The following is a 16093-nucleotide window of genomic DNA, read 5'->3' as shown; positions in this document are numbered from 1 at the left end:
ACCGCGCTGCGCAACGGAGCCTGCGGCTTCCTGCTCAAGGACGCCCCGCCCAGCCTGCTCGTCGAGGCGGTACGGGCAGCCGCCCGCGGCGACGCACTCGTCTCCCCCGCCGTCACCGTCCGGCTGCTGAAGGAACTGTCCTCCACGCGGCCCGAGCCGGATGCCGCCTGCCCGCTGACCGAACGGGAACTGGACGTGGCCCGGCTCGTCGCGGTGGGCCGCACCAACCAGGAGATCTGCGACCAACTGGTGGTGTCGCTGTCCACCGTCAAGACGCACCTGGCCAACATCCAGCAGAAGATCGACGCCCGCAACCGGGTCGAGATCGCCGCCTGGGCATGGGAGCGCGGCACGATCCGGGAGCGATAGGGGCGGCCGCACAGCCGCCACGCCGGAGCTGTTCACGGTGGCGCCGACCGCCTTGTCGAGCCCTCAGCGCAGCTCAGGTGAACAACAGGTCATCATGTCCCGGCAAGCCCCAGGTCATGGCCGGGCCACCCGCCGTACGGCGGGCAGGTTCCGCCGTACGGCGGACCCCCGGTCGGCCGCCGGTGCGCGAATGATGGCCGCACGATCCGCCGCGCGCCCCCGGGCGACCAGTGTGAGGAGCACCCATGACCCAGGTACCGCCCCCGTTCGACCCCGAGCTCGCCGCCGCCCTGGAGCTCATCAAGGACGTCATCTCTCCCGGTATCACGCCGGACGAGATCGATGCGGTCCGCCAGGGCCCGGCGATGGAGATGCTGGCCGGGCTGGATCTGACCATGGACGGCTTCTTCAAGATCGAGGACCAGACGGTGCCCGGCCCCGAGGGCGCGCCCGAAATATCGCTGCTGGTCTGCCGTCCCGCCGCCCCGGCGGAAAACGGCCCGCGGCCCGTGATCTACCACGTCCACGGTGGCGGCCTGATCCTCGGCAACAACCGGTTCGGCGTGGACGCTGCGCTCGCCTGGGCGAAGGAACTGGACGCGGTCGTGGTCTCGGTGGAGTACCGGCTGGCGCCGGAGAACCCGTACCCGGCGCAGATCGAGGACGTGTACGCCGGTCTGGAGTGGACCGCGAAGCACGCGGCGGAACTGGACGCCGACCCGGGGCGGATCGTCCTCGCCGGTTCCAGCGCGGGCGGCGGTCTGTGCGCGGCGCTGGCCCTGCTCGCCCGGGACCGCAAGGGCCCGCTGCCGATCGGCCAGCTCCTGATGTGCCCGATGCTGGACGACCGCAATGACACCCCTTCCTCCCACCAGATGGCGGGCCTCGGTGTCTGGGACCGTACGGCCAACGAGACCGGCTGGACCGCGCTGCTCGGCGAGCGCAGGGGCGGCCCCGATGTCCCCGCGTACGCGGCACCGGCCCGCGCGGAGGACCTGACCGGCCTGCCCCCGGCCTTCCTGGACGTCGGCTCCGCGGAGACCTTCCGGGACGAGGTCGTCACCTACGCCACCCGCATCTGGCAGGCGGGCGGAGTGGCCGAACTCCACGTCTGGCCCGGCGGCTTCCACGGCTTCGACGGCTTCGCTCCGCAGGCGGCGCTGTCGCAGGTGGCGCGGGCGGCGCAGGTGGGGTGGCTGCGGAGGTTGTTGGGGCGGTGAGGTGCGGGCGGGGAGACCGGGCGCGGGGCATCCCGCGTCGCGGTGGATGGCTGAGCTCTCTTCAGGAGGCGGCAATCCATGAGGGGCAGCGGCCCCACCGAGGCAACTCGGTGAACAGCCGCGCGCGGTCACTTCGCAGATCAACGGTGCGCAGGCATCGCCCCCGCCCCCTCCGCAGGGCACCACAGCCACAGCCGTGCCAACGCCTCACCCCACCCCATCCCCACCCACATCCAAAGCCCCCACACACTCCTCGAACCGCACCCCATACCGCACCATGGGCCTATGAAAGAGCTGGCCGGGCGCCTCACCGCGTTGGATCCCGACGCCGGTGCCGCCGTTCGCGTCATCGCCTCCTTCGATCGGCTCGCGGAGTCGCGCGCCGGTCTGGAGGCGCTGGTCCGTGGGGCCGCCGTGCTGGCCGGAGGGCCGGCGCGGCTCGCTGATGCCGAGCGGCGGGTGTCCGTGCGCGTCGAGGCGGACGGGCAGCGCTCCGACAGCGCCCTGCCGCCGGATCCGGCCTGGCCGTCCGCCACGCTGACCCCGGACGGCGTTCCGGCCCTGTGGCTGGAGCGGGCCGAGGCGGGGCCCAGTGTGGTCGACGCGGTGATTCTGGAGTGGGCCGCCGGGGCCGTACGGCTGGTGCTCGACCGTACGCGCGGGCGGGCGCCCCCCGATGATCCGGCCCTGGTCGAGACGCTGCTCGACGCCACCGCCCCGGACGCCGCCCGACTGCACGCGGCCCGCCGACTCGGACTGGATCCCGCCATACCGGCACGTGTGCTGGCCCCGCTCGACGGCCGACCCCGGATCGTTGCCGCGCACGCGGCCCCGAGCCGCCCGCCGACCGGGTGGGCGTTGGGCCCGCCGTCACCGTGCTCGACCTGCCGGATTCCTGGGCCGCCGCCCGCACCGCCCTCCGTTTCACCGCCGAGGGGACCACGCAGGATCCCCGCCCGCGTGTGGTGCACGCCGACGACCTGGGCGGTATCGCCCTGCTCGCCGGTCTCGTCGGGCCGGGTGCCGAGCCCCCGTCCGACGTGCAGACCTGGAGGCGGCCGCGGCGGCCTCGCCCTGGCTGTTCGCCACGCTGAACGCCGTCGCGTCGACGGCGAGTCTGCGTGCGGCGGCCGCCGCGATCAACGTCCACCACTCCACGCTGCAGGAGCGGCTGGTCCAGGCCGAACACCTGCTGGGCTGGCCGGTGCGCACCCCGCAGGGCCGGTTCCGGCTTCAGCTGGCACTGACGATGCGGCACCTGGCACGGCCGTAGCGGCGGGTCAGCGCAACCCGTGCACGACCTCGATGGTGCCGACGATGCGCGTGTTGAACTCGTCGAGCTCCTCGGTCGGCACCCCCAGCTCGAGGATCGTCTCGCCGCCCGCCCGCTGTACGGGATGCCGGCTCAGGAACTCCACCTCGATCTCGAACCGGGTCACGAAACCAGCGCCGTCGTGCTTGTTGTTCGCTCTTCACGCTCGGCTGTCGTCAGCCCTCCCGGCGCCCCTGCCCGCGGTCGATCTCATCCTGCTTGCCCCGGTCCCGCAAGGCCCGCGGCGCTGGCCCCGAGCTGCTGGGCCACCTCGCTGACGGCTTTCCGAAGGTGCGCACGAACGCGACCGCATCAATGTGAACTCCTCCGTGCACCGCCCGCTGCGGTTGCCCTTCCTTCCCACCCAGCACCACTCCCTCTGGAACTCACATCCCGGTCTCTGCTGTCCACGATCAGGGAAATACTGCAGTGCCGATCCGGTCGGTGTTTCTGTGCGGACAAGCACCGTGCTCGGCCGCCGAGGGGCGCCCGAGCACGGTGGGGACAGAGCCCTGGTCGACGCGAACAACGAGTGCGGAGCAGAAAGAACGGCGGGAGCGGCTCAGGCGAGCGAGACCCAGACGCTCTTGGTCTCCGTGTAGAGGTCGATGGCCCCGCGTCCCATCTCCCTGCCCCAGCCGCTGGACCGGAAGCCGCCCCAGGGAGCCGCGGCGTCGACGGGGTTGGGCATGTTGACGAACACCGTCCCGGACCGGATGGCGTGGGACACCCGGTGAGCGCGCGCGATGTCCCGCGTCCAGACGGACGCGGCGAGGCCGTACTCGCTGTCGTTGGCGCGGGCGATGGCATCGTCCTCGTCGTCGAACGGCAGCACGGCGAGGACCGGGCCGAAGATCTCCTCGCGGGCGATGCGCATGTCGTCGCGGACGTCGGTGAAGACGGTCGGCTGGTAGAAGAAGCCGGCCCGGTCGGCCACCTCGCTGCCGCCGGTGAGCAAGGTCGCGCCCTGCTCGATCCCCGAGCGCACCAAGGCGTCGACGTTCGCCCGGTGCTCCGCCGTCACCAGCGGGCCGAGCTGAGCGGCGGGATCGTTCCCCGGGCCGATGGGCACCGCCTGCGCCGCCTTGGCGAGGCGCTCGGCGAACTCGTCCGCGATCGAACGGTGGACGTAGAAGCGCGAGTAGGCGGCACACACCTGGCCGCTGTTGACGAGGGCCCCCTGCAGGGTCCCCGCGACCGCGGCATCGAGGTCGGCGTCCGCCAGGACGAGGATGGGGGTCTTGCCGCCGAGTTCCAGCGACACCCGCTTGAGATTGCCGGCCGCGGCCCGGACGATCTCGCGGCCCACCTCGGTCGAGCCGGTGAAGGAGACCTTGTCGACGCCGGGGTGGTCGATCAGCGCGCGGCCCGTCTCCGCTCCGCCCGTGAGCAGGTTGACGACTCCGGCGGGGATCCCCGCCTCCTGGCACAGTTCCACCAGCCGGACGGTGGTCATCGGAGTCTGCTCGGCGGGCTTGACGACCACCGTGTTCCCGCAGGCCAGGGCCGGGGCGATCTTCCAACTCGCGATCAGCAGCGGGAAGTTCCACGGAGTGATCAGTGCGCAGACGCCCACCGGCTCGCGCCGGGTGTACTGGAAGACCCCCGGGATGGACACCGGCTCGGTCTCACCCGCGATCTTGGTGACCCAGCCGGCGTAGTAGCGGAAGTGCTCGGCTGCTCCCGCGACGCTGATGGCGTGGGCGACGCCGAGGGGCTGTCCCTGGTCGCGGGTCTCCAGCGCGGCGAGTTCCTCGGCGTGCTCCTCGATCAGGTCGCCGATCCGCCACAGGACGCGGGCCCGCTGGGCCGGGGTGAGGCCGCCCCACTCCGCGCTGTGCAGGGCCGAACGGGCGGCGCCCACCGCCGCGTCGACGTCGGCACCGGACGCCTCGGAGCAGCGTGCGTGCGGCTGCCCGGTCGCGGGGTCCAGGGTGTCGAACTCGGCGCCGGAGGCGGCTGCCTGCCACTGGCCGCCGATGGAAAGGGTCTGGGCGGTGCTCATGAGGACTCTCCGAGGACGAAGTCGGCGCAGCGCTCGCCGATCATGACGGCGGGTGCGTGGGTGTTGCCCGAGGGGACGGCAGGCATGACCGAGGCGTCGGCCACGCGCAGGCCCGGTACGCCGTGGACGCGCAGCATCGGGTCGACCACCGCGTCGGGACCGGTGCCCATACGGCAGGTGCCGACCTGGTGGTGGTAGCTCATCAGGGCCTTCTTGGCGTACGCGGCGATCTCGGCATTCGTGACGACGCCGGGGCCCGGAGCGATCTCGAAGGAACGCCAGTCGCCGAGTGCCTGCTGCCGGCCGATCTCGCGGACCTGCTTGATCGCCGTCACCATGGCCGCGAGGTCGTACGGATCGGCGTAGTACTGCGGATCGAGCGCGGGCGGCTGGGTGGGGTCGGCTGAGCGCAGCCACATCCGGCCGCGGCTGAGCGGGCGGATCGTGCCCGCCATGACGGTGTAGCCGTGCCCCTCGGCCGGTACGTCGTAGCCGGCCACGGGGATCGGCGCATGGGACATCAGCGGCTGGAGGTCGGGGGCCGGCATCGTCGGATCGGTCTTGGCGAAGTAGTGCGCCTCCAGCTTGTTCGCCGTGCCCGGCGGCAGCGGACGGCTCGACTGCCACACCACCGGGACGAGCGCGTGATCGTGCAGGTTGGAGCCCACTCCGGGGAGGTCGGCTGCCACGTCGATGCCGAGCGCGCGCAGTTCGTCGGCCGGGCCGAGCCCACTGAGCAGCAGCAGCTGGGCCGAGCCCATGGTGCCGCCGGAGAGGATCACGTCACCTGAGCAGCGGATGGAGGCGGCGGAGCCCTCTGCGATCACCTCAACGCCGCGGGCGCGCCCTGACTCGATGATCACCCGGGAGACCGGGGACCCCGTCATCACGGTGAGCAGCGGGTTGTCCAGCACGGGCTGCACGAAGGCGGTCCAGGCGCTGACCCGCTTGCCGTCACGGATGGTGCGGTGCAGCAACTGCACACCGAGGATCTCCTCGGCGTTGCAGTCGTCGTTGCGCGCGATCCCGTACTCCTCGCACGCCGCGATGAACGCGCTGGTCACCGGGTGGGGGTCGCGGTTGCGGGTGACCGGCAGCGGGCCGCCCGTCCCGTGGTAGTGCGAGGGCCCGTCCTCGAAGTCCTCCGAGCGTCTGAAGTACGGCAGGACCTCGTCGTACGACCAGCCGGTGGCCCCGTGGCGCTTGGCCCAGTCGTCGTAGTCGGAGCGGTGGCCCCGGACGTAGATCATGCCGTTGAGGGCACTGGATCCGCCGAGGACCTTGCCGCGCGGCCAGAAGACCTGCGTGCCGTCCGCGTGTTGCTGGGGTTCGGTGAGGTAGGCGTAGTCCTCGGGGGCGTTCCACAGTTCCCAGGAACGTCCCGGGTCGTGGATGGCCGGGTTGTCGTCACGTCCCCCGGTCTCGATCAGCAGGACCTTGCGACCGGCGTCCACCAGCCGACGTGCGATGACACAGCCGGCTGACCCGGCGCCCACCACGATGTGGTGGTAAGTGGTGTTTGCGGCTTCCATGACCGGAAGCGTGCGGCCTGGAAGCGGTCAGGGCTTGCGGTGTGGTGCACGGGTTCTTGCGTTGTCGTGCACGGTGTCGCGATGCCGACCGGTGCCGTCACCGGGCGCAGCTCTAGCCACGCCCGGCCTGGGGCGGATGCGGGGCCCGGCCCGTCCGAACCTCCCGAGGGCTCATGCCGTAAGCGGCCTTGAAGGCATGGCTGAAGTGAGCCGGGTCCGGGAACCCCCAGCGCCCCCCGATGGCGCCCACCGACAGGTGTCTCAGGGCCGGATCGCCGAGGTCGCGTCGGCAACGGGCGAGACGCTGGTCCCGCAGCCACCCCGAGACGGTGTAGCCCTCCTCGGCCATGAGTTTGTAGAGATGGCGACGCGAGACGCGATGAGCGGCCGCGATCTCGTCGGGGCCCAGCGCCGGGTCGTCCAGGCGTTGCTCCATGTACGTCAGGATGCGGCGGACCAGCAGGTCCCGGCCCTCGTCTCCCGGTGCTCGGTCCACGCCCATGTACTCGGTGAGCAGGGTTCCGATGAGGTCCGCCACGTTGTGGCCGAGCCGTGGCGTGTCGAGGGACTCGGACTGCTCCACCTGCCGAACCAGCCCGTCCAGAAAGGGACGCACCAGAGTGCCGACGCCTTCGTGGCACGGCACGCGGGTCGCCGTGACCCGCGCCAGATCGCGCTCCGGCATCCGGAGCAGGTCCCGCGGGAACATCAGGACAAGGCCCCGGTAGGGCCGGTCCAGGTCGAGCGAGTAGGGACGCCGGGTGTCGTAGACCACCAGGTCGCCCGCACCCAGCTCGGTCTGGTTGCCACCCTGGGACAGCACGCACCGCCCGTGGAACAGCAGGTTGACCTTGACGTAGTCCGGCGGTGCGGATCCGATGTGCCGCCGGGTACGGGCGATGGCGTGCGGTTGGGCGGTGATGACGGAGACCTGGACCGGGCCGATGCGGGCCGTGCGCAGCTCGGCACGGAAGTCCGGAGTCTCCCGGGGCAGCGCTTCCAGGGGAACGAAGCTCTGGCTGACGACGTCCCGCCAGAACTCGAGTCTTCGTTCCGAGGTGTCCTCGGCCGACGTCACTATCGAGGGCATGCGGTTCTCCCCTCAGCGAACTGGATCAGGGCACCGAGTTCGATTACCGAGTCAACCTAGGTAGCCGCACTTCAGCGTGTCAACGGGTCGCGGCGGTCCGGATTCAGGCCTCCGTGGCCCCGGCGAGGAGCTTGGTGATCCGCTCGGCCGCCTCGGCGAGGGTGGGCGCATGGTCGGTGAAGCCGGGCGTGCGCGTGGTCGGCACGATGACCGCCAGACTGGCGACCACCTCGCCGTCCCCGTCGCGTACCGGCACCGCCAGGCCGTACGCGCCGACGCGTAGCTCGTCGTGCGTGACGGCGTAGCCCAGCGCGCGCACCTCGGCGAGGCGCCGGGTGATCCGCTGGGGTTCCTCAGTGCGCGCGGTGAGGGTTTCGCGTTCCTGCTCGCCGAGGAAGGCCAGCAGCGCCAGGCCGCTGGCCCCGAGGGTGATCGGGTGACGGTAGCCGAGCTCGTACTGGGCGCGGACCAGGTGGTGGGAGCCTGCCACCTGCTCGACGATCACCACTTGGTCGTCCTCGCGGACGGCGAGCACGAGCGTCTCGTGCAGCCGCTCCGCCAAGTCGGCCATCACGGTCCGGGCGACCGCCCGCAACTCCGGCTCGAACTGCCCGGCCATGCGCATCAGCGCCGCCCCGAGGGCGTACCGGTCGCCGCGCTTGAAGACGAATCCGCGCCCCTGCAGCGTGGCGAGCAGCCGGTGCACGACCGTGCGGTTCATGCCGGTGGCCCGGGCCAGTTCTGCCGGGGTCCGGGCGCCCTGGTCGGCGATCCGCAACAGCAGGACCAGTGCCTGATCGGCGGTCTTGGAGATCTCCATCGCTGCCTTTTCGAACGTGGGACATCGTAAAACGAACGATAGTCGCGCCCGCAGCAGCACGTCGACCCCATGAAGCGGTGCGATCACGCTTGTTGACAAGCGTATCGCTGCCACCTCACGATGAGCCCCAATGAATCGAACTCATGAGTTCGTTTAACGAACCACAGGGAGAGTCGGATCACGTGCCTTACTTCATGCAGATGGGCGAGACGCCCCGCACCCGCCACACCCGGTTCCGCCGACCGGACGGCGTCCTCTACCGCGAGGAGCTGATGGGCGAGGAGGGCTTCGTCTCGGATTCCTCGCTCCTCTACCACCGGGAGACGCCGACCGACGTGGTGGCGGTGGACGCGGTGGAGGGAGCCCGGCCGTCGCTGGCGGCGAACTTCCCGCTCAAGCCGCGGCACCTGCGCCCGCACGAGCTCACGGGCAAAGGTGACCTGGTCCGCGACCGGCACGTGCTGCTGGGCAACGACGACGTGGTCATGACCTACTCGGTCGCCGACGAGCCCTCCCCGCTCTACCGCAACGCCATCGGCGACGAGCTGGTGTACATCGAGGCGGGCAGCGGACGGCTCGAGTCGGTGTTCGGCACCCTGGAGGTCGGCAAGGGCGACTACGTGATCGTGCCCACCGCCACCACCCACCGCTGGGTCCCGGCCGACGGCGACGCCCTGCACGCGGTGGTGTTCGAAGCCTCCGGACACGTGCGGCCGCCGAAGCGCTTCCTCTCCGAGGCCGGGCAGTTCCTGGAGAACGCGCCCTACTGCGAGATGGACCTGCGGCGCCCCGAAGGCCCGTTGCTCGCCGAGGGCACCGACGTCGAGGTCCTGGTGCGCAACCGGGACGGCGTCACCCGCTACGTGCACGCGACCCATCCGTTCGACGTGGTGGGCTGGTTCGGCTGCCTGTACCCGTACGCCTTCAACATCGCCGACTTCTCGCCCGTCACCGGCTCCCTGCACCGGCCGCCGCCGGTGCACCAGACCTTCGAGGGCCCGGGCTTCGTCATCTGCTCCTTCGTGCCCCGCCTGTTCGACTACCACCCCGACGCGGTGCCCGTCCCGCCGTTCCACGCCAACGTCGACTCCGACGAGGTGCTGTTCTACGCCGACGGCAGCTTCATGAGCCGCAAGGGCACGGGCATCGGCCAGGGCTCGGTCTCGCTGCACCCCGCCGGGTTCATCCACGGCCCGCACCCGGGCAGCATCGAGGCCGCCCTCGGCGCCCGGCGGACCGAGGAGACCGCCGTCATGCTCGACACCTACCGGCCCCTGCGCCTCGGTACGGCCGCCATGGACTGCGAGGACCCCGCGTACCTGAGCAGCTGGCGGGTCCGGCGATGAACACACCCGACCGGGAGCTGCTGGCGGTGCCCATGCGCACCCCCGCCTCCGCGAACGAGATCTACTCCGGCGTGGCCCGGATGGCGGGGACGCTGTGGTGCACCCGACACCGCGCACGGCCGGGGAGGATCGCCCGCACCGCGGTGGTCGCCGTCCACCCGTCCTCGAACTTCCTCGGGCACTACGCGCTGGGCGCCTTCGCCCGCGCGGGCGTGGACGCGATCGGCATGACCACCCGCTACATCGGCAACGACACCGCCCTGCTGCTGGAGAACTGCGTCGTCGACGTCGGGTCGGTCGTCCGGCACCTGCGGGAGGAGGGCTACGAGCGGGTCGTGCTCTTCGGCAACTCGGGGGGCGGGGGCCTCGTCTCGCTGTACCAGAACCAGGCCGAACGCCCCACGATCACAGCGGCCCCGGCGGGCGGCGGACCCGACCTGACCCAGGCCGACCTGCCCCCCGCCGACGCGCTCGTCCTCGCGATGGCCCACCCCGGCCGGGCCCAGTTGCTCGCCGAGTGGCTCGACCCGGCGGTCCGCAGCGAGCAGGACCCGTTCGACCGCGACCCCGGCCTGGACCTGTTCGACGCCCGGAACGGACCGCCGTACACACCGGAGTTCCTGCGCCGCTACCGAGCCGCGCAGGTCGCACGCAGCGAGGCGATCACCGCCTGGGCCGAGAAGAAGCTGGCCGAACTGGACGAGCGCGGGATCGCGGACATGCCGTTCCTGGTGCACGGCGTCTGCGCGGACCCCCGGTTCCTGGACCTCTCGCTGGACCCGTCCGACCGCGAGCCGGGGACTCTGTGGGGCGACGCGTGGAACGCGAACTTCCAGCCGGCCGCGCTCGGGCACTACACCACCCTGCGCTCATGGCTGTCCCAATGGTCCCTGAGCCGTTCCCGCGGCGACGGCCCGGCCAGGCTGCGCACCGTCGACACCCCCGTGCACGTCGTGTACGGCACCGCCGACCAGGGCTGCTTCCCCTCCCACGCCCGGGCCCTGTACGACGCGGTCCCGCACGACCGCAAGGCACTGACACCCGTCAAGGGCGGCAAGCACTACCTGGTCGGCCAGCCGGAGCTCACCACCCTCATGGTGGACACGCTCCTGGACTGGCTGGACGACGTGCCGGCATGACCCGCACGTCACCCCTTCCACCACACTGGGCGACGGGACGGCCGACGTCCCGGGGCGTACGCAGGAAAGGCCCTCACCGATGTACTTCGACTACGTCACCCACCCCGTCCACCTCCCTGGAACGACCGACGGAAAAGACCCCGCGCGCCACCGAGTCGTCATCGCCGGGGGCGGCCCCACCGGTCTGGCCCTCGCCCTGGGACTGGCCCGGTACGGCGTGCCCTCGGTGGTGCTGGAGTCCGACCGCACCGTCTGCGTCGGCAGCCGGGCCGCGTGCCTGTCGCGGCGCACGCTGGAGATCATGGAACAGCTCGGTGCGGCGGACGCCTACCTGGCCAAGGGTCTGGCCTGGACCGGTGGCGTGAGCTACTACCGCGACACCGAGGTGCTGCGGTTCGCGATGCCGCACGACGAGAACCAGAAGTTCCCGCCGATGATCAACCTTCAGCAGTGCTACGCCGAGCAGTACCTGTTCGACGCCGCCGACCGGTACGGCGACGGCCTGGTCGAGGTCCGCTGGGGCAGTCGCGTCGAGGCCGTGCGGCACAACCCGGACGGGGTCGACCTGGAGGTGCGCGCCGACAACGGCGACACGTACACCATGACCGCCGACTGGCTGGTGGGCTGCGACGGCGCCCGCAGCACCGTGCGCGAGCAGCTCGGCCTGCGCCTGGCGGGGACCGCGTACGAGGGCCGGTACGTCATCGTCGACGTCGAGCTGAAGACCGACCGGCCCGCGCTGCGCTACGCCTGGTTCGACCCGCCGTCCAACCCGGGCTCCACGCTGCTCATACACCGGCAGCCCGACGACATCTGGCGCCTGGACTACCAGTTGCGGCCGGACGAGGATCCGGAAGAGGCGGTGCGGCCGGAGAACGTGATGCCGCGGGTGCGCAGCCACCTGCGGATGATCGGCGAACGCGACGATGTCGAACCGGTGTGGATCTCGGTCTACAAGGCCAACGCCCTCACGCTCGACTCCTACCGGCACGGCCGTGTCCTGTTCGCCGGGGACGCCGCGCACCTGGTCCCGATCTTCGGTGTGCGGGGCATGAACTCCGCCATCGACGACACCCACAACCTCGCCTGGAAGCTGGCGTTCGTGGTGAGCGGCCACTCGCCGGCCGAACTGCTGGACACCTACTCGACGGAGCGGGTGCACGCAGGCCGGGAGAACATCCGGTACGCCTCCAAGAGCACCGAGTTCATGGCGCCGCCCTCCTTCGCGTTCGACACCATGCGCACGGCCGTACTCGGCCTGACCGCCGAGGGACACACCTGGGCCTCCTCGCTGATCAACCCGCGGCAGACACAACCGATCTCCTACGGGGGCTGCGGCTTCACCGGTCCCGCCGACGCTTTCCACGACGGCCCGCGCCCGGGCGATGTCCTGCCCGAATGCCCGCTCACCCCCCCGGGCGGCAAGGAGGGCCACCTCACCGACCTGCTCGGCTCGCGGATCACGGTGCTCGCCTTCACCGCCGACGGCGAACTCGCCCCCGGCCTGCGGGCGGAGCTGGACGCGCTGGCCGCCGGGCCGGTGCCGCTGGCCACGGCCGTGATCTCCGCCGCGCCGACGCCGACCGCGTCCCACGACCACACCGGGCGCCTGTTCCCCCTCTACGGCGCCCAGCCGGGAACCGTCTGCCTGATCCGCCCGGACGGGCACCTGTACGCACGCCGACAGCACCCGGGGCCCGGCGAGATCCGGGCCTGGGCCAAGGCCATGACCGCCGGACGCGGCATCGGAAGGGACACGCGGTGAACGCCGAACAACTGGACGAGATCTACTCGGAGATCTGCCACCGGATGACCGCGGCGGGCGAGGACGGGGCGCTGCTGTACCTGAGCCGGCTCGCCCTGCTGCTCGCCCACGAGGTGGACGACGCCGAACGCGTCCGCACGGCCGTCGAGGCGGCCGCGACACCCGTCGGCCGGTAACCCCCCGGCCGCTGCGCGCCTCTGGAGGAAACGTGCGACTCGACAAGACCATCGACGACTCCGCACTCGCACGAGTGCTCGCCGCGATACGCCCGGGATCGACGCTCGCCGTCGGCGGTTTCGGCCTCTGCGGCACCCCCATGTCCCTGATCCAGGCCCTGCACGCCACGGGCGTGGACGACCTGCGTGTGGTGTCCAACACCTGCGGCGTGGACGACTGGGGCCTGGGCATCCTGCTGCGCGACCGTCGGCTCTCCCGCGTCACCGCCTCCTACGTCGGCGAGAACAAGGAGTTCGCCCGCCAGTACCTCACCGGCGAGTTGGAGGTCGAACTCATCCCGCAGGGCACCCTCGCGGAGAAGCTCCGCGCCGGAGGGTGCGGCATTCCCGCCTTCTACACACCCGCCGGCGTCGGAACCCCGCTCGCCGACGGCGGCCTGCCCTGGCGCCACCACCCCGACGGCACGGTCGCCGTCGCCTCACCTCCCAAGGAGACACGCACCTTCGGCGACCGGGAGCACATCCTGGAGGAGGCCATCACCGCCGACGTCGCCCTGGTGCACGCCGCGCGGGGTGACCGGCACGGCAACCTCGTCTACGCGTCCTCGGCGCACAACTTCAACCCCCTGTGCGCGATGGCGGCCAGGGTCACCATCGCGCAGGTCGAGGAACTCGTCGAGCCGGGAGAACTGGACCGCCGGCGTTCACACCCCCGGCATCTTCGTCGACCACGTCCTGCCCCTGCACGGCCCGGCCGCCAAGCGCATCGAGCGCCTGACCGTCCGCCCCCGACCCGGAAGTGTGCCCGCATGAGCCTGACCCGCGACCAGCTCGCCGCCCGTGCCGCCCGGGAACTGCTCCCCGGCGACCACGTGAACCTCGGCATCGGCCTGCCCACCCTGGTGCCCGGCCACCTGCCGGACGGCGTCGAGGTCGTCCTGCACTCCGAGAACGGCATCCTCGGCGTCGGCCCCTATCCGTACCAGGGCGGGGAGGACCCCGACCTGATCAACGCCGGCAAGGAGACGGTGACGGTCCGCCCGGGCGCCTCGTTCTTCGACTCCGCCCTGAGTTTCGGCATGATCCGCGGCGGCCACATCGATGTCGCTCTCCTGGGTGCCATGCAGGTCTCCGCCCACGGCGACCTGGCCAACTGGATGATCCCCGGCAGGATGGTCAAGGGGATGGGCGGCGCCATGGACCTCGTGCACGGCGCCCGGCGCGTCATCGTCGTCATGGAGCACACCACCCGGGACGGCGACCCCAAGATCGTCCAGGACTGCTCACTGCCGCTGACCGGGCGCGCGGTCGTCGACCGGATCATCACCGACCTGGCCGTCATCGACGTCACCGACAACGGCCTCGTCCTGCGCGAACTCGCGCCCGACGTCACGTTCGAGCAGGTCCAGCGGGCAACCGAACCGGCCCTGACGGCCGGTTGACCGGGTCGACGGGGCGACGACCGGACGGCGCAGCCGCGAGTTCCGCGTAGACCTGGGAGTCGGACCGATCGCCGTTGAACGGTCGGCCAGTTCACACACCCGTGCGGGTCATGCGGGCCCGGCCGAGGGCTCTTGACACGGCGCGCGTGTCCGTATCAGTTCCGGTAGACGTCGAGCCGCCTGCGCATCCCGAACTTCCCACGGGCCGCGGGCTGTTAGGAGCGCACGACGGCATCGGCGAGGTGCGGGGATTCCCCCGCTCCAGCGCGTCGGCTGCACCGCGGTGGCCGCGGCTGCGGCCTCGGCGCCCTGCCGCACCGTTCCCGCCACTCGGCTATGCGCGGCCGTACGAGCGCGGCGGCGACCCGGTGGAACGCCGCCAGGGCCTCGGGCCCCTCGGTCGCCCGCAGCGCACGGCAGCCCGGACTGGCCCCCTCGCCAGTGGCCGCAGCGGGGGCCATCTCTGGGGAGCATCTGGGGAGTACGGGCGGCGCTGGGTAGCGCACGGGGAGAATCGGCTGCGTAGCCCGGCAGGAAGCTGAAAGATTCAGAAAGATGGATCAGCCCAGGTCAGCGATGGGTTCAGCGGTATCGCCGCAGGTCAGAGCCCTCAGGTAGACGACTTCCGCACCTTCGGTCGGTCGATCTCATCACCGTCCGCTACGCCGTTCCGGTCCGTAGGGGCTCCATCCCCTGAGGTACGACTTGAGCTCCTCCGGCGTGGGTTCACGTGTGTGCGGCATCCCAGGAAGTCCGTCCAAGGGGTCCATCGACCTCACGTACCCCCTTGCCCACTCCAACCAGCGACGGGCCGAGTCCAGAACCGACTCGTCCACAGTACCGGCCAACTCGCCGATACGACGTTCCAATGCCACGCAGTACTCACGGAGGACAGCGGCCTCCTGCCCACACCCGGCCTCTTCGCGAAACACCTGGGCAAGTTGTTCGCGAACAGCTTGCCCCTTCGCCCCCTCCATGGCCGCTTGCCAGCGAACTTCGCGTTCTGCCCTGACCTGCTGCTCATCCTGCCGGCGCCGAGCATCTTCCACCGCTCGTGCCTCGATCTCTCCAAGGACCACGCCCAAAACTTCTTCAAGCGCCCGGTTCTTCCGGTCCCGCCCGCGACCGGGCCGACCGGTCGGACCATGAGCAAGCTCCACGACAAGACGAGCGGAGCGCTCCGATCCGCGGAAGAAGGACGACTCGGCTTTCCGCACCTCGTACCCTCGCCGTACCGCCTCAGCCGCCAGACACCGCAGCAGCAGGAGCGACCTACGGCGCTGCGCATGCGGCAGCACCAGCCGACTTTCGTCGTTTTTGAGCGTAGCCACCACTGGATGCAGGTGCACCAGTCGCACGGGGACAGACACCAGGCCCCCGCCCGCCTGCGGCCTCTGACTCCGCGCGTTGGGATGCGGGCCCTCTGCGAGGAACAACTCCGGCCCAGGCCCGCCGTATGGGGCCCTCTCGATGCGCTTTCCCAACCGCTACGGCCAGTTCCAGGACCTCCACGCGCACCGGCGCTCCTTCGATCAACCTTGAGAAAGACCTCGTCCAGGTGCCACTTGTCGCCGGGGCCCGGGCTGCCTACGCCGCAGCGCGTCGTCGTACGTCTGTCCGAACTTGGCGCACCAGCGGCGGATGGTCTCGCAGGAGACGATCACGCCGCGGTCGAGCATGAGTTCCTCGACCTCGCGGAGCCGAGCGGGAAGCGGTGGTACAGCCACACCGCCTGGGAGATGACCTCGACCGGGCACCGGTGCCCCTTGCGCAACGGTGACACGTTCCCCACGGACGCCTCCTCCAGCATGATCAATCCGAAGATCCTCCCACCCCGTCAGCGAACGTGACAGTGCCCTCCTGACGCCCGACCGTAT

Annotated in this window: 11 protein-coding genes and 4 pseudogenes; 9 read left to right on the top strand and 6 right to left on the bottom strand. The window is 71.1% G+C overall.

The features are described from left to right. From ACFU5F_RS13035 to ACFU5F_RS13025, 3 genes and pseudogenes are all read left to right on the top strand, one after another. Positions 1 to 369 (top strand): LuxR C-terminal-related transcriptional regulator (locus ACFU5F_RS13035; protein WP_383886068.1); only part of this gene is annotated, 369 nt, incomplete at its 5' end. Between the two features lie 245 nt (positions 370 to 614). Then, positions 615 to 1589 carry an alpha/beta hydrolase gene (locus ACFU5F_RS13030; RefSeq protein ID WP_383886065.1) on the top strand — a complete coding sequence of 325 codons (975 nt, stop codon included), beginning with the start codon at positions 615 to 617 and terminating at the stop codon, positions 1587 to 1589. A 285-nt stretch (positions 1590 to 1874) separates the two neighbouring features. Beyond that, positions 1875 to 2862, top strand: a pseudogene (locus ACFU5F_RS13025) (helix-turn-helix domain-containing protein). 7 nt (positions 2863 to 2869) lie between these two features. Here the strand turns inward: ACFU5F_RS13025 and ACFU5F_RS13020 are convergent. The 5 genes and pseudogenes from ACFU5F_RS13020 to ACFU5F_RS13000 all read right to left on the bottom strand — a co-directional run. Beyond that, positions 2870 to 3055, bottom strand: a pseudogene (locus tag ACFU5F_RS13020) (hypothetical protein); the annotation flags it as partial. A gap of 408 nt (positions 3056 to 3463) precedes the next feature. After that, on the bottom strand, positions 3464 to 4906 hold the full coding sequence (locus ACFU5F_RS13015) for an aldehyde dehydrogenase family protein (RefSeq protein ID WP_383886062.1): 1443 nt from the start codon (positions 4904 to 4906) through the stop codon (positions 3464 to 3466). Next, complete coding sequence (locus ACFU5F_RS13010; RefSeq protein WP_383886059.1) at positions 4903 to 6438, bottom strand: GMC family oxidoreductase; 1536 nt, start codon at positions 6436 to 6438, stop codon at positions 4903 to 4905. Before ACFU5F_RS13010 ends, ACFU5F_RS13015 begins: the two co-directional genes overlap by 4 nt. A gap of 112 nt (positions 6439 to 6550) precedes the next feature. Continuing rightward, complete coding sequence (locus tag ACFU5F_RS13005) at positions 6551 to 7528, bottom strand: helix-turn-helix domain-containing protein (RefSeq protein WP_383886056.1); 978 nt, start codon at positions 7526 to 7528, stop codon at positions 6551 to 6553. Between the two features lie 103 nt (positions 7529 to 7631). Continuing rightward, positions 7632 to 8348, bottom strand: coding sequence for an IclR family transcriptional regulator (locus tag ACFU5F_RS13000; protein WP_383886054.1), 717 nt, complete (start codon positions 8346 to 8348; stop codon positions 7632 to 7634). 182 nt (positions 8349 to 8530) lie between these two features. Between ACFU5F_RS13000 and ACFU5F_RS12995 the strand changes: the two genes are divergently transcribed. From ACFU5F_RS12995 to ACFU5F_RS12970, 6 genes and pseudogenes are all read left to right on the top strand, one after another. After that, a complete protein-coding gene (locus ACFU5F_RS12995; protein WP_383886051.1) occupies positions 8531 to 9694 on the top strand; it encodes a homogentisate 1,2-dioxygenase in 1164 nt (387 codons plus the stop codon). After that, the gene (locus tag ACFU5F_RS12990) at positions 9691 to 10833 is read left to right on the top strand and encodes a hypothetical protein (RefSeq protein ID WP_383886048.1); all 1143 of its coding nucleotides are present in this window, start codon (positions 9691 to 9693) and stop codon (positions 10831 to 10833) included. The genes ACFU5F_RS12995 and ACFU5F_RS12990 overlap by 4 nt, the downstream gene beginning before the upstream one ends. Before the next feature lie 79 nt (positions 10834 to 10912). Next, complete coding sequence (locus ACFU5F_RS12985; RefSeq protein ID WP_383886045.1) at positions 10913 to 12598, top strand: FAD-dependent monooxygenase; 1686 nt, start codon at positions 10913 to 10915, stop codon at positions 12596 to 12598. Then, on the top strand, positions 12595 to 12774 hold the full coding sequence (locus ACFU5F_RS12980) for a hypothetical protein (protein WP_383886042.1): 180 nt from the start codon (positions 12595 to 12597) through the stop codon (positions 12772 to 12774). The genes ACFU5F_RS12985 and ACFU5F_RS12980 overlap by 4 nt, the downstream gene beginning before the upstream one ends. Positions 12775 to 12806: 32 nt before the next feature. Further along, positions 12807 to 13418: pseudogene (locus ACFU5F_RS12975) on the top strand (CoA transferase subunit A); the annotation flags it as partial. A 165-nt stretch (positions 13419 to 13583) separates the two neighbouring features. Further along, positions 13584 to 14216: a CoA transferase subunit B gene (locus tag ACFU5F_RS12970; protein ID WP_383886080.1), complete on the top strand. Its 633-nt coding sequence runs from the start codon at positions 13584 to 13586 to the stop codon at positions 14214 to 14216. Positions 14217 to 15747: 1531 nt separating this feature from the next. Here the strand turns inward: ACFU5F_RS12970 and ACFU5F_RS12965 are convergent. Next, positions 15748 to 16008 (bottom strand): annotated as a pseudogene (locus ACFU5F_RS12965) (IS6 family transposase); the annotation flags it as partial. Between the last annotated feature and the right edge of the window lie 85 nt (positions 16009 to 16093).

It is taken from the genome of Streptomyces sp. NPDC057438 (assembly GCF_042802995.1).
Lineage (GTDB): Bacteria > Actinomycetota > Actinomycetes > Streptomycetales > Streptomycetaceae > Streptomyces.
The sequence above is the reverse complement of the archived record's forward strand: the minus strand, read 5'-3'. Positions and strand labels throughout refer to the sequence as shown.